This window comes from Sphingomonas sp. NFR04, assembly GCF_900114095.1.
In the GTDB taxonomy this organism is placed as follows: domain Bacteria; phylum Pseudomonadota; class Alphaproteobacteria; order Sphingomonadales; family Sphingomonadaceae; genus Sphingomonas.
Genome location: NZ_FORV01000002.1, coordinates 586,810 through 600,929 on the forward strand (window position 1 = coordinate 586,810; position 14,120 = coordinate 600,929).

Here is a 14,120-nt window from a genome sequence, read left to right on the forward strand (position 1 = left end):
GCGCGGGCGCGGGGTTGGCAGGAGGCATGCGGGCGGCTAGAGCCATCGCAGCGTAACAAAAACCCGAAAGTCTGTTGCATTGACCGACGAGACCATGCTCGCCGACCCTTCCGACATTACCCCGATCTCGATCGTCGACGAGATGAAGACCTCGTACCTCGATTACGCGATGAGCGTGATCGTGGCGCGCGCCCTGCCCGACGTTCGTGACGGCCTGAAGCCCGTCCATCGCCGCATTCTCTATGCCGCCCAGGAAGGCGGCTATGTTGCCGGCCGGCCGTACCGCAAGTCCGCGCGCCTCGTCGGTGACGTGATGGGTAAATACCATCCGCACGGCGACAGCTCGATCTACGACGCGATGGCCCGCATGGCGCAGGACTGGGCGATGCGCGTGCCGCTGATCGACGGCCAGGGCAATTTCGGCTCGATGGACCCGGATCCGCCCGCCGCGATGCGCTACACCGAAGCGCGCCTCGCCCGCGTGGCGACGGCGCTGCTGGACGATATCGACAAGGACACGGTCGACTTCCAGGACAATTATGACGGTTCCGAAAGCGAGCCGTCGGTCCTCCCTGCCCGCTTCCCCAATTTGCTGGTCAACGGCGCGGGCGGCATCGCGGTCGGCATGGCGACCAACATTCCGCCGCACAATCTGGGCGAAGTGATCAACGCCTGCCTGGCATACATCGACAACGGCGCGGTCACGCTCGAAGAGCTGATGGAGCTGGTGCCGGGTCCGGACTTCCCGACCGGCGCGGTGATTCTCGGCCGCGCGGGCTGCCGATCGGCCTATCAGACCGGCCGCGGCTCGATCCTGGTGCGCTCGCGCCACGAGTTCGAGCAGCGCGGCGAGCGCCGCTCGATCGTGCTGACCGAGATCCCCTACCAGCAGGGCAAGAACGCGCTGGTCGAGAAGATCGCCGAGGCCGCCAAGGAAAAGCGGATCGAAGGCGTCAGCGACATTCGCGACGAAAGCTCGCGCGAGGGCGTGCGCATCGTCATCGACCTGCGCCGCGACGCGACGCCCGAGGTGGTGCTCAACCAGATCTGGCGGAACACCCCGGCGCAATCGAGCTTCCCGGCCAACATGCTGGCGATCCGCGGCGGCCGCCCGGAACTGCTCAACCTGCGCGACATCATCGAGGCCTTCGTCAAGTTCCGCGAGGAGGTCATCACCCGCCGCTCGAAGTTCGAGCTGGCCAAGGCGCGCGACCGTGCGCACATCTTGCTCGGCCTGGTGATCGCAGTCACCAATCTGGACGAGATGGTGAAGATCATCCGCGGCTCGTCGAGCCCGGCCGCAGCCCGCGAAGCCTTGCTCGCCCGCGAATGGCCGATCGCCGAGATCGCGCCCTATATCCGCCTCGTCGAAGCGGTGGATACCGAGGTGACCGGCGACAGCTATCGCCTGTCCGACACCCAGGTCCGCGCGATTCTCGATCTGCGCCTGCACCGCCTGACGGCGCTCGGCCGCGACGAGATCGGCGACGAGCTCAAGGAGCTCGCCGATTCGATTGCCGAGCTGCTCGAGATCCTCGGCAACCGCGCCAAGCTCTACGAAGTGCTGCGCGGCGAGCTGGTGCTGATCCGCGACACCTACGCCACCCCGCGCAAGACCGAGATCGCCGCTGCCGCCGACGGCATCGACGACGAGGACCTGATCGAGCGCGAGGACATGGTCGTGACCGTCACGGTCCAGGGCTATATCAAGCGCACCCCGCTCGATGCCTTCCGCGCCCAGGCGCGCGGCGGCAAGGGCCGCGCCGGCATGGCGACCAAGGACGAGGACGCGATCACCGAGCTGTTCGTCACCTCGACGCACACCCCGGTGCTGTTCTTCTCCACGCTCGGCCGCGTCTACCGCATGAAGGTGTGGCGCCTGCCCGAGGGCGGCCCCGCCACCCGCGGCCGGCCGATGATCAACCTGCTGCCGCTCGCCAATGGCGAGACCATTTCCACCGTGCTCCCGCTGCCGGAGGACGAGGACGAATGGGCGAACCTCCACGTGATGTTCGCCACCGCCAAGGGCAACGTCCGGCGGAACAGCATGGACCTGTTCACCAACGTGCCCTCGAACGGCAAGATCGCGATGAAGTTCGAAGGCGAGGACGAGGACGATCGCCTGATCGGCGTCGCCCTGCTCAACGAAGGCGATGACGTGCTGCTGGCGACGCGCGCCGGCAAGGCCATACGCTTCCCGGGCGAGGACGTGCGTGCCTTCCAGAGCCGCGCCTCCACTGGCGTGCGCGGCATGCGGCTCGGCGAGGGCGACCAGGTGATGTCGCTGTCGATCCTGCACAAGGCGGGTATCAAGGACCAGGACGAGCGCGAGGATTATCTCCGCCACGCCCCCTGGAAGGGCGAGGATGCCGATCGCGCGCCGCGCCGCATGGAGGATGCGCGTTTCGAGGAGCTCAAGGCCAAGGAGCAGTTCATCCTCACCGTCTGTGCGAACGGCTATGGCAAGCTCAGCTCGGCCTATGAATATCGCCGCACCGGCCGCGGCGGCCAGGGCATCACCAATATCGACAACATCGCCCGCAACGGGCCGGTGGTGGCGAGCTTCCCGGCGACCAAGGGGCACCAGCTGATGCTCGTCACCGACCAGGCCAAGATGATCCGCATGTCGCTGGGCGACCTGCGCGTGATCGGCCGGAACTCGGCGGGCGTGCGGCTGTTCAACGTCGCAGCGAACGAGCATGTCGTCTCGGCGGCACGCATCGAGGAAACCGAGGAGGAGGCCGAGGTGAATCTGGCGGATGGCGCCGTGGCAGGCGAAGCAACCCCGGACGCCGTGCCGGGCGAAGACCTCGCCGACGGCGGCGAGGCCTGAGCCATGGCCGACATGCCCCTCACCGCCTACAAGATCCTCACCCAGGAGCAGATGGACACGCTCGAGCACGAACGTGTCTTCCTGGGCGCGCCGATCGACCTGGCGGACGGCTATATCCACCTCTCCACCGCCGAGCAGGCGCAGGAGACGCTGGAGAAGCATTTCGCCGGCCAGACGGGCATGTGGCTCGCCGCGGTGGATCTCGCCGCACTGGGCGACACGGTGCGCTGGGAACCCTCGCGCGGCGGCCAGCTCTTCCCCCACATCTACGGCCCGCTGCCGCTCGATGCGGTGACGGCGTACAGCGAAGTCGCGCACGAGCCGGACGGCAGCCTGCGCCTGCCGGTGGCGGGCTGAAGAAAGTCTGAAAACAGCGCTTGACGGCGCCGGCCCCGGAACGTAATTGGCCGCCTCTGCCAAGCACTGGCCCCTTCGTCTAGCGGTTAGGACGTCGCCCTCTCACGGCGAAAACACGAGTTCGATTCTCGTAGGGGTCACCAAGCAGCTCTCCCAGGGCATAGCAGAATGCGTCCTAAATGGCTGCTTTCTGTGTTTTTGGTGGCATGGCCTCCCCATTCAGACATGCAGTGCGCCATCTCATGCCACGGCTTTGATGATATCGCGCCGGTCGCTTCGACGGGAGATGCCATCATCGCGCTGTCGACCGTTGCGATAAGCGCCGCGTAGATTCGCGCCACGGCTTGCAAGCCAAGCGATAGACGGGGCGGCTACCTGCTCGTGACGCCCCCGGCGGTCGCTACTGGCGGATGAGCTACTCCCGGACGACGCAGGGGCCGCGTGTGATGCGGCCCGCAAGGTAACGGCGCGAGGTCGCGTTGCCCGTCGCCTCGGTGCGGAATAGCGCTGGCTCTCGGTTCCTGCTGTCGATTACAGTCGCAACCAGGGAGGATCGTGGATGCGGCGCTTGTTGAGTGTGATCTTTGGCGCGGGACCGCTGGCCTGGTTCAGCGATATGCGGCTGGAGAAGCACTTCGCGGCGCTTGATCAGGCCAGTCCGGGGCTGATGCGGAAGACCGTGGCATTCGTCGGCACCGGCGATGGCAGCTCGGTCCTGTCCACGCTCGGAACGCCGGCAATCATGTCGGAATGGAAAAGCAGGCCGGGCAGATATGGCGCCGGTCCCTCCCCGGTAGTGCACATGCTTGCTGACGGCGGTGCCGATCTCGACGTCCTGGTGCGCTTTGGTCAAGTGATGGCCGCTCTCGATCCGTTGCCGCAAAGTGGTCATTGGGGAACGTTCGGCACGAAGAATGCGCCCGACTGGTTCCGTCACGCGGTGTCGAGAGATGCTGGCAACAATCGCACCAAGGCGCTGTGCTCGGTAGACCGCCTTGCTTCCCTGGCGGTAGCGGGGGGTGCTGATATCGCCGCGGTGCTGGATGTGCTTTTCCACCCGGGCCCGGGCGTACCCTACGGGACCTATCACAGCACCGAGATGTTCGGCGGCGTCGCCGACTGGCTGGGCTCGCACGTCGCATTGGTAACCGAACTTCAATCGAACCTCGATGCTCCGGGCCGTGTCGAACTGGCGAACGCGATCGGCCGTTTCGATGTGGCGGAGCGCTATCTCAAGCTCCTGGTGGAATACGGAACGTCCATCGCCAAAACGGTGCGCGCAGCCGCGATGAAAGCGCTGACGGCTGCACCGCGTGAGGCACTGATCGACGCGCTCAACGAACGATATTCGAAATCGAACCCGGGAATCCGCGCCGAACTCGTAACCTTGGCCGTCGGGGCGTTAGGGACCGGATCCGCCACGCTGCTCGAGCGCTGGGATGCTGGGGAAAAGGAGAAGCGCCCGAAGGACGCACTCACCCGCGCATTGGGCAATGTGGCGCTTGGCGAAGGTCCGAAAGCGGCGATCGGGCCATGGGAACATGGCTATGTCGCGCTTGACGGATCGACCGTCGCTGTACCGGCGCGACAACCGCTACCCGAACCGAAGCGCCTGCCCGATGCCGTCTATGATCTGTTTCGTCCGTCCATCGACAGCTATAACGCAAACCTTCGTGCCTTGCGGGAAGCGCACAGAAGCGAAAAAAATCACTGGAGCAGGACGCACCAACTAATTTCCGAAGCGGACCTCGCGATGTTCCGCGGTGTTGCGGAAGGGCGTGCCAAGACCACGAGCCGTCAAAACTGGAACCATGGAATGCGCGCCCTGCAATGGGCGAACCAATATGTGAAATGGGATGCGAGTGGCGTCGCCGCATTCTTTGCGAGCCCCGAGCTCAGCCTGCGGCACCTGATTGCAATCATTCGCCATGACACACATTGGAACTTCCTCGCGCTCCTCGGGGGTGGCTTCGGACATATTGGCGTGCAGGAACTGCAACGACGGATCAAGACGAGCGCGGATTTCCAGATCGCAGCCGATCTATGGGTGGAGATGGGCGGCAACCCGCCCGCAGTTGAGTATCTTCAAGTCGCTTGGCAGGCCTCTCTCGCGAACGTCGACCGGGAGATTTTGTGGCCGCAGGTTGCGGGCGCCTTCGATGCGATAGACGAAGCGCTTGGCCTGGCGCCGCAGAAGCATCAGCGGGAATTGCAGTCGGCCAATGCGCTCGATCTGCTCGAGACGCTGCCAAAGGTGCCGCACCGTTACATGATCCCGCTGATGACGATCGCCACCGGATCGCAGAAGACGTTGCGGTCGCAGGCACGCAACCTGCTGAGCGGTGCGCCGGACATCGATGCGGCGATCATCGATCTACTCGGCGACGGCAAGCAGGAGGCGCGTGCGGGTGCGGCCGATTGGCTGGCCGCACGCGGCACGACATCTGGTATACCGGCAATGCGTAAGACGCTGAAAAAAGAGAAGAGCGAGATCGCGCGCGCTGCGATCATCACTGCCCTGCAAAGACTGGGTGACGACGTTTCCGACTGCTTCGATCCTGACGGGCTGTTGAAAGATGCCGAGGCGGGGCTCGCAAAGGCTTCCGCCAAGGGCCTCGAATGGTTTCCGTTCGATCTGCTGCCGCGCCTGCGCTGGCAAGACGGAAGCGCGGTCGATCCAAGGGTCGTGCGGTGGTGGGTGGTACTCGCGAACAAGCTGAAACAACCCGGGAGCAATGCGCTGCTCGACCTGTGGCTGGAGCCCCTGGCGAAGGAGGATGCGCGCCGTTTCAGCCTGTTCGTGCTGCAGAGCTGGATCGAGCACGATACCCGGCGACCCACGGAGGCGGATGCCAACGCCCATGCGGCCGCGAATGTTGACGCGATTCTGAGCCAGAACCAACAGGCAGCGCGGCAAAACCCTCGCTATGCCGAATATTATGTGACCGACCGCGACAAGCTTTTCGCGATGTTGAAGCGCACCAAGATGAGCGAGTATTTCGGCAGCGCGAGTGACAGCAAGGGCATTCTGGCGCTGGCGACACAGGCCGAAGGCGCAGATGCGGCCGCGTTGGTGCGGAGTTTCCTGAAGGATCATGGCGCACGCATCTCGCAGGACAAGGCGCTGCTCGAGGTTCTGGCCGCAAATGCGTCGCCAGCGGCGATCCAGGTCGTGCTTTCCACCGCGAACCGCTTCAAGGCCCGTACGGTGCAAGAACACGCTGCTGCGCTGATCGAACGGATCGCCGAACGCCGGGGCTGGACGCCGGAGGAACTGGCCGATCGTACCATCCCGACGGCCGGGCTGGACGAGCGCGGCGTATGCGAGCTGGATTGCGGCGAGGGCCGCGCCTATCAGCTGGTGCTCGACGCGCAGGACGCGCTGGTGTTGCTCAACGCGGCCGGACAACCGGTGAAGGCGTTGCCCGCCCCCCGAAACGACGATGAAAAGCCGCTGATCCTGGAGGCGAAGAAGCAGGTCGCCACCGCGCGAAAGGAGCTCAAACAGGCCGTCAAGGCGCAGACCGAGCGGCTCTACGAGGCAATGTGCCTCGAACGGCGCTGGTCCGTCGACGATTGGGCGCAGTACCTGCTACGTCACCCCATTGTCGGGCGCTTGGTGCGTCGGTCGGTCTGGATCGGGATCGATGGCGACGGGAAGCCATTCGTGCAGTTTCGCCCCCTCGATGACGGCACGCTCAGCGACGTGAACGATGGCGACATCGCATTGGGCTCCATGGTGCAGGTGCAGTTGGCGCATGCGAGCCTGGTCACAGCGGGCGAGGCGGCGGCATGGCGCGCGCATCTCGCCGACTATGAAGTGACCGCTCCGTTCGCGCAGTTCGAAGAGGACCTGCCCATGCTCGCCGAGAGCGATGGCCACGACATCGCCATCGACGATCGCCTGGGCTGGATGATCGAGACCTTCAAGCTGCGCGGCGCCGCCAACAAGGCTGGCTTCGTGCGCAGCGCCGCGGAGGATGGCGGGGTCTTCACCACCTATGAGCGTCGCTATGAGTCCGCAAAGATCATCGCGCTGATCGAGTTTACCGGCAGTCCCTTGCCCGAGGAAAATATCCCCGCTGCGCTGCGGGAATTGCGGTTCGTGAAGCTCCGCCGGGGGGGATGGCACGGCAATGGGGTGCCGCTGAAGGACGTTCCTTCGGTGCTTCTCGCCGAAAGCTGGAAATCATTGCACCGTATCGCCGCCGCTGGAACCGGCTTCGATCCGGCTTGGGAGAAGAAGGCGGGATGGTAACCGAAACCGCACTGCGGGCGCCGGCGGAAGAACGCTATGCGGACGAACTCGCGAAGCTGGCGGAAGAAGACAACGCGCCGCGCCCCCAAGGCTGGGCCCTGTCCGCCCGCGCGGTGCGGCGGTTCATTCTTGGCGACACGAAGCTGGGTGTCGTCCGCAAATTCTATGGCGACGATCCTCTGGTAGATCGCGCGATCGTCAGCCTGATGAGCAATCAGGGGCTGATGCTGGTTGGCGAACCCGGCACCGCGAAATCGATGCTGTCGGAATTGCTGGCGGCAGCGATCAGCAACGATTCCGCACTCGTCGTACAGGGTTCGGCCGGCACGACCGAGGATCATCTGCGCTATGGCTGGAATTATGCGCTGTTGCTGGCCGAGGGGCCGAGCGAAAAGGCACTCGTCCCCTCCCCCGTGCTGACGGCGATGCGCATGGGCAAGATCGTGCGGTTCGAAGAGATTACCCGATGCCCGCCCGAGGTGCAGGACGCGCTGATCTCGATCCTGTCCGAAAAGGCGCTCGCCGTGCCCGAGCTGGGTGCAGAGCATGCCGTGCGCGGCGTACCCGGATTCAACGTTATCGGCACCGCGAATTTGCGGGATCGCGGCGTGCACGAGATGTCGAGCGCGCTGAAACGGAGGCTTAATTTCGAGACGGTCCATCCGATCGCCGATCCGGCGCATGAGCTCGAACTGGTGCTCAAGCAATTGGCCCAGCGGCTCGGCTCGAGCGGCGTGAAGGCCGAGGTTGGCGCCGACGTCGCCGACATCCTCGTCCAGACCTTCCAGGATCTGCGCACCGGCCGCACCAAGGAAGGCGCAAGCCTCACCCGGCCCGAAGCGGTGATGTCGACCGCAGAGGCAGTGAATGTGCTCCACGCCGCGGCGCTCGAGGCGGCGTTCCTCGACAACGGCAAACTCACCGGCGCGCATCTGGCACGGCAGATCCAGGGCGTGATCATCAAGGATGAGCCCGAGGACGGCAAACGCTTCAAGGCGTATATCGATCACGTGGTGAAGGAGCGATCGGCGCGGAGCGGCCCGTGGCGGGACTTTTATCAGGCGGCGCGCGCGCTGCGTCTGACCTGAGCTCCGTCATGCCCGACGATGCGGCGATCCTGCTTTCGGACCACGCGCGCGACATCCATATCGCGCCCATCCGGCATCACAGCCCGGCCTGTGCCTGGCATCTGAAGGCCATGATCGCGGAGATCGGCCCTGCCGCCATCCTGATCGAGGGGCCGGACGACTATGATCCGCTGATCCCGTTGCTGGCACATGCGGAGACGCGGCCCCCGGTCGCCATCGTATCGATACTGGAAGCGCCGGGTCGCGGTGCGAGCTATTTCCCATTTTGTGCCCACAGTCCCGAATATGTCGCGATCCAGGAAGGGGTGGCGCGTGGCGTACCGGTGCACTTCATCGATCTGCCGGCGACGGACAAGGCAATGCGGGGCGATGATTGGGATCCGCGCAATCCTGCCCAGTCGCTCGCCGTCGACGAATGGCCGTTCGACAGCAGTGACTATGTCCGGGCATTGGCCGATCGCCTGGGTTGCCGCGATGGCAACGAGGTCTGGGACCAGTTGTTCGAAGCGCGGGTGGGCGACTCCGACTGGCGCCGCTTCTTCGGCGATGTGGGCCGCTATTGCAGCCATATGCGCGAATGCACTGCCAAGGCGAAGATGGAGACGGACGGGACGTTGGTCCGCGAAGCGCGGATGATCGCCCATCTGGCCCAACGGCGACGCGAGACAACAGGTCCGATCCTCGCGGTCGTCGGAGGATTCCACGCCTCTGCGCTCGTGGAGGCGCTTCCGGGATTGGAAGAGGTCGCGGCACCGTCGCGCGGCCCGGCGGAGCGCCCACCCTATCTGATCCGCTATGGCTACCGGCAGCTCAATGCGCTGGCCGGCTATGGGGCAGGCCTTCCGCTCCCCGCTTATTATGAGGGCCTGTGGCAAACCGTGGCGGCAGGAGAAACCGCGCCGTTCGACACGCTCGCGCACCGGCTGATTTTCGATTTCGCCGCCCATCTGCGCACGGCGCTGCCCGGCGCGCCGGCGGCGGTGCCGATATTGGTGGCCACGCTGGAAAATGCGCACCGGCTGGCCGAGCTTCGCGGACGCCCCGGCCCGCTACGCGACGACGTGATCGACGCCTGCCGCTCGACCTTCCTGAAGGGCGAGGAAGGCGGCGATGCCAGCCCGGTCATGGCCGAACTGGTGGCGTTCCTCACGGGGTCCGCGATCGGCGATGTTCCGGCTTCCGCCGGTTCCCCGCCGCTGGTCGAGGCGGTCCGGCAACACGCACGCGCACTTGGGTTTCGCGTCGATGATGGCGAGCGACGCAATCGCGAACTCGATATCTACCGCAAGCCACGCCACCGGGATGCAAGCCGCTTCCTCCACGCCACGGTCTTCCTCGATACCGGGTTCGCGCAGCGCACCGCTGGCCCGGATTTCCGATCGGGCGTCGACCTCGATCGGTTGATCGAGCATTGGTCGGTGATGTGGTCGCCGCTGTTCGAAGCCCGACTGATCGAGCGGGCTGCGGACGGCGACACGATCGAGGAAGCGCTCGCCGCCGAACTCAGCCGCCGCCTCGCAGCGCTGGAAGCACAAGGTATGGGCGGCAACGCCGGCGCCGCCATCGATCTGTTCGCCGCAGCCTGCCAGGCCGGCATCGCCGAACATGCCGAGCGCGTCCTGCCCGTGATCGAAGCTGCTGTCCTGCGCGATGCCGATCTCGCCTCGGTCGCCGGTGCGCTGCGCGACCTGATCGGATTGTGGCGTGGCCGCGTCGCGCTGGGTTTGGAGCGTGGCGCGGAGATCGAACAGCTGATCGCCACGACATGGCGGCGCGCGCTCTTCCTCCTGCCCGATCTGGCGAATGCCGGAGCGGATCGCATCGCGGCGACTCTCGACGCGCTGGCGGTGCTGCGCGAGGCGACGGGGCTTGCCGACGAGACACTGCGCGGGCTCGACCCGATCCTGTTCGACGAGGCGATTGCAGCATTGCTCGACACCGAACTCGATCCTGCGCTGGCGGGTGCGGTTGCGGCGCTGGCGCTGCTTGCGGGCAGGATAGACGATGTGGCGTTCGCAGCGCGGCTCTCGGGCGAATTGCGTGGCGCCTATGCCGAGGCTGCCCGCCGGATCGCCTGGTTGCGCGGCGTGATAGCGATCTCGCGCGAATTACTGTGGCGTGTGCCCGAACTGGTCGAGGCCGCGGATCAGGCCCTGTCGACACTCGACGATGACGGCTTTGTCGAGCTGCTGCCGCATTTGCGGATGGCGTTTGCAGCGCTTGATCCGCGCGAGATCGATCGGCTGGCCCACGCGGTGGCGGAACGGCATGGCGGAGATGCGGCGGCGCTGGTCGTGCGTCACGATCTGCCGGAAGCCGAAGTGGCGGCGAACCTCCGTGCCGATGCGCGGGTCCGCGAAATGCTTGAAGCGGATGGCTTGCTGTGAGCGGCGATGCGCCGCATCTCAAGCGCTGGCGGATGGTGCTGGGCCGGTATGCGGATCCGGCACTGGACCGTCCCGCGCTGGACGGCCCCGAGCGACGGATGGATCGTGCGCTCGACTATCTCTATGCCCGCGAACTCACCCAGCGCGGCCTGAAGCAGCACAAGCCAGCATTTGGCAGCCTCGATCCCAGCCGTCTTTCCGCCCTCGACTGGATCGGTGAGGTGCGGGAGCTGTTCCCGCAATCGGTGCTCGAGATGCTCCAGAGCCACGCCGTCGATCGTCTCGGCCTCACCGAACTTCTCAGCGACCCCAAGACGCTGGAGGCGCTGGAACCCAATCGCGACCTGCTGAAGGCGCTGGTCGCCTTCAAGGGACGCGCCAGTCCGGCGGTGCAGGACAAGATCCGCGAGGTCGCGCGCAAGGTCGTCGAGGATACGATCCGGCGACTGAGGCCCTCGATCGACCGCGCCTTTTCCGGCCGCCGCAATCGCTTCCGCCGCAGCCAGACCAAGCGGCTTCAGGACTTCGACTGGCGCGCGACGATCCGGGACAATCTCAGGAACTACGACCCCGAGCGCAAGCGGATCATTGCCGACCGGCTTCGCTTCACCGGGCGCGCGCGCCGCCAGCTTCCCTGGACCATCATCCTGTGCGTCGATCAGTCGGGGTCGATGCTGGGATCGGTAATCTATGCCGCCGTGATGGCCGCGATCCTGGCCGCTCTGCCGTCGGTTGCGGTGCGGCTCATCGTGTTCGACACGTCGGTCGTGGACCTGACCAGCGAAGTGGCCGATCCGGTTTCGGTACTGATGTCGGTCCAGCTCGGCGGCGGCACAGACATCGGCCGCGCCGTCCACTATTGCGAACAGCAGATCACCCAGCCGAGCCGCACCATCTTCGTGCTGCTGAGCGATTTCTGCGAGGGAGGGCCGGTTGCGCCGATGGTCGCGGCGGTGCGGCGGATGGCGTCGGCGCGCGTGACTCTCATCGGCCTCGCCGCGCTCGATGATCAGGCAGCGCCGGATTATGATCGGGCGACGGCCAAGCTTCTGGCCAACGCCGGCATGAAGATCGCCGCACTGACGCCCGACCGCTTCGCCGAATGGATCGCGGGCATCATCGAATGACGCTCGCGGCGACCCTGATGGCGTTCGACGAAGCCGCGCTCGCCGCGCTCGCCAACAAGGGCATCGTGCGTCGGGCTGCGCGCGATGTCGAAGAAGGAAAGGCATCCGTCAGCGGCTGGGAAGGCGAGACTGCCATCGTCTCGGCGGACGGAGAAACGGTTCACATCGACGCGCGCGGTCCCGCAAAAGCAAGGTGCACCTGCCCTGCTCCCGGCACCTGCCGTCACCAGATCGCCGCGGTCCTCCTGCTCCAGCAGCAGGGAGAAGCGGCACCGGCGGAAGATGTTGCATCGAGCCCGAGCGCCGAAATCGCAGCCTTTCCGGAAGATGCGATGATCCGCTTCGCCGGTCGCGCGGGATGGCGGGCAGCGCAGGAAATCGCCGCGAATGGCGGCGAAGTCTCCGAGGCGGGTGCCGCATTGGCCATCAGGCTGAACGGGGAAGATGTAGAGATCCGGTATCTTCGCGGGCTCGGCATCGAAGGGATGGTCTCCAAGGCCTCACCTGCGCGGCGCAAGGCACTTCATACCGCCGCGCTGATTCTGGTGCGCCAGGCAGCAGGCGTGGCGGTAAGCGAAGGTCCCGCCGAAGCCGCAAAAGCTCCGGCAAGCATCGATGAAGCCTTTCTGGGCGACGTGCGCGGTGCGTTGGCCGATGCGTGCCGCAATGGGCTCGCTCTGGCACCGCTTACGCTGGAAGAGCGGCTATTCAGCTTGTCAGTATCCTCGCGGGCGGATTCGCTGCCGCGCCTGAGCGCTATGTTGCATAGCATCGCGCATATGCTGCGCCAGCGCCGGACGCGAGACTTTCGCTTCGATCCCGATGCGTGCCTCGGCGCCATTGCCGCCGCGCACGCCCTGGTTCGGGCGCTGCCGGCTGCCAAGGATCCCGAACGCCGCGCCGGGCTGATCGGAACAGTTCGCCAGGCCTATGAAGAGGTCGGCCCCCTCCACCTCTATGGTGCCGGTGGCGAAACCTGGCGCGCGGAGGGCGGCGCGCGGGGCGCGGTCGCCTATTTCTACGACCCTGCAGGCGATCGCTGGCGCACTGCCTCGCTGGCGCGCGGCACGGGCCAGGATCCGTTTTTCGATCCCCGACATGCCTTCGCTTCGGAAGCGATCTGGGGCGGCCAGACGCTCGCTGGCCTGTCGCGCGCCGAGATACGGTTCGATCACGTCGCAGGGTCGCCTGGGGGCCGCCTCTCGACGAGCACGGCAAGCTCGCCGGAGATAATGGGCGCGACCAAATTGTCCCCCGACTGGGCATGCGCATTCGACCGGTGGGATTTGCTCGCCGAACGCCTGCGCGCCCGGCTGGTCGGGAGTTTGACGGCGCCTGCCGCGGCGCAGGAGCCAGTAATTCTCTGGCCAAGGCGCACTGGGCGGCCGTGGTTCGACGGTCTTACCCAGCAATTGCGCTGGCCTCTGGAGGATCGCGGCGGACAATGGCTTGCCGTGTCGCTTGACCACGACCCGGATCGCCCCGCCCATCATCTCGATCAGCTGGCATCGGCAGTGTTGCGCCCGGGCTTCAACGGTGCCGTTATCGCCATCGCGTCCATTGTGGGCGCGGCGTTCGAACTCCGCCCCATGGCGCTCTTCGGCGAGGATGGGGTGAGCTTGCTCGATTTCCAGGAACCGGGCACCCAGAAGCGCAGCTTCTCGGATTTCCTCCAGAAATATTCGAGGCGCAACATCAGTGCACCCCTCGCTTCCGCCAAGCCGGCAGGCATACTGGTCGTGGAGAAGGCGGCGGCCGAATTGACGGGAATCGCTGAAACCGGCTGTCGCGCGATCAGCCGTTCCGGCAGCCAGCGGCTTGCCGAAATCGGTGCCGAGGCGGACCGTATAGGCTTGAGGACCGTCTCGGAATCGCTGGCACTGGTTGCTGGTGCCAGCGACGCGTTGGCGAACCAGGTTCTGATCAGCCGCTATATCGTCGACCAAACGCGACTGCGGCTGACGGTGCTGCCAACGCTGCGGCCCTAAAGTCGATAATATCGATGCCGAAAACGGCTTGAATGCTCTTGGTTCATTTTCCGCAGGCCGACCAAGAAAGGTCCCCCAGGCG

General features: G+C 65.7%; 7 protein-coding genes and 1 tRNA gene. All 8 read left to right on the forward strand.

Going from position 1 to position 14,120, the window contains the following annotated elements; genetic code table 11:
• The first annotated feature begins 79 nt into the window (after positions 1–79).
• Complete coding sequence (gyrA, locus tag BM009_RS08985) at positions 80–2,833, forward strand: DNA gyrase subunit A (protein ID WP_093295505.1); 2,754 nt, start codon at positions 80–82, stop codon at positions 2,831–2,833.
• A gap of 3 nt (positions 2,834–2,836) precedes the next feature.
• Complete coding sequence (locus BM009_RS08990) at positions 2,837–3,190, forward strand: DUF952 domain-containing protein (RefSeq protein WP_093295507.1); 354 nt, start codon at positions 2,837–2,839, stop codon at positions 3,188–3,190.
• A 68-nt stretch (positions 3,191–3,258) separates the two neighbouring features.
• Positions 3,259–3,333, forward strand: a tRNA-Glu gene (locus BM009_RS08995).
• A gap of 416 nt (positions 3,334–3,749) precedes the next feature.
• Entirely contained in the window at positions 3,750–7,448 is a 3,699-nt protein-coding gene (locus BM009_RS09000) for a DUF4132 domain-containing protein (protein WP_093295509.1), read from the forward strand.
• A complete protein-coding gene (locus BM009_RS09005) occupies positions 7,442–8,536 on the forward strand; it encodes an ATP-binding protein (RefSeq protein WP_093295511.1) in 1,095 nt (364 codons plus the stop codon). Before BM009_RS09000 ends, BM009_RS09005 begins: the two co-directional genes overlap by 7 nt.
• A gap of 8 nt (positions 8,537–8,544) precedes the next feature.
• A complete protein-coding gene (locus BM009_RS09010; protein ID WP_093295512.1) occupies positions 8,545–10,923 on the forward strand; it encodes a DUF5682 family protein in 2,379 nt (792 codons plus the stop codon).
• Positions 10,920–12,050, forward strand: a complete 1,131-nt coding sequence (locus BM009_RS09015) for a VWA domain-containing protein (RefSeq protein ID WP_217644185.1) — start codon at positions 10,920–10,922, stop codon at positions 12,048–12,050. Before BM009_RS09010 ends, BM009_RS09015 begins: the two co-directional genes overlap by 4 nt.
• On the forward strand, positions 12,047–14,038 hold the full coding sequence (locus BM009_RS09020; protein ID WP_093295514.1) for a hypothetical protein: 1,992 nt from the start codon (positions 12,047–12,049) through the stop codon (positions 14,036–14,038). Before BM009_RS09015 ends, BM009_RS09020 begins: the two co-directional genes overlap by 4 nt.
• Positions 14,039–14,120: the final 82 nt, after the last annotated feature.

Bases quoted from the DNA above. Each gene is read 5' to 3' on its own strand.
- BM009_RS09005 (WP_093295511.1), top strand. From the start codon at position 7,442: ATGGTAACCGAAACCGCACTGCGGGCGCCGGCGGAAGAACGCTATGCG.
- BM009_RS08990 (WP_093295507.1), top strand. From the start codon at position 2,837: ATGGCCGACATGCCCCTCACCGCCTACAAGATCCTCACCCAGGAGCAG.
- BM009_RS09020 (WP_093295514.1), top strand. From the start codon at position 12,047: ATGACGCTCGCGGCGACCCTGATGGCGTTCGACGAAGCCGCGCTCGCC.
- BM009_RS09000 (WP_093295509.1), top strand. From the start codon at position 3,750: ATGCGGCGCTTGTTGAGTGTGATCTTTGGCGCGGGACCGCTGGCCTGG.
- BM009_RS09010 (WP_093295512.1), top strand. From the start codon at position 8,545: ATGCCCGACGATGCGGCGATCCTGCTTTCGGACCACGCGCGCGACATC.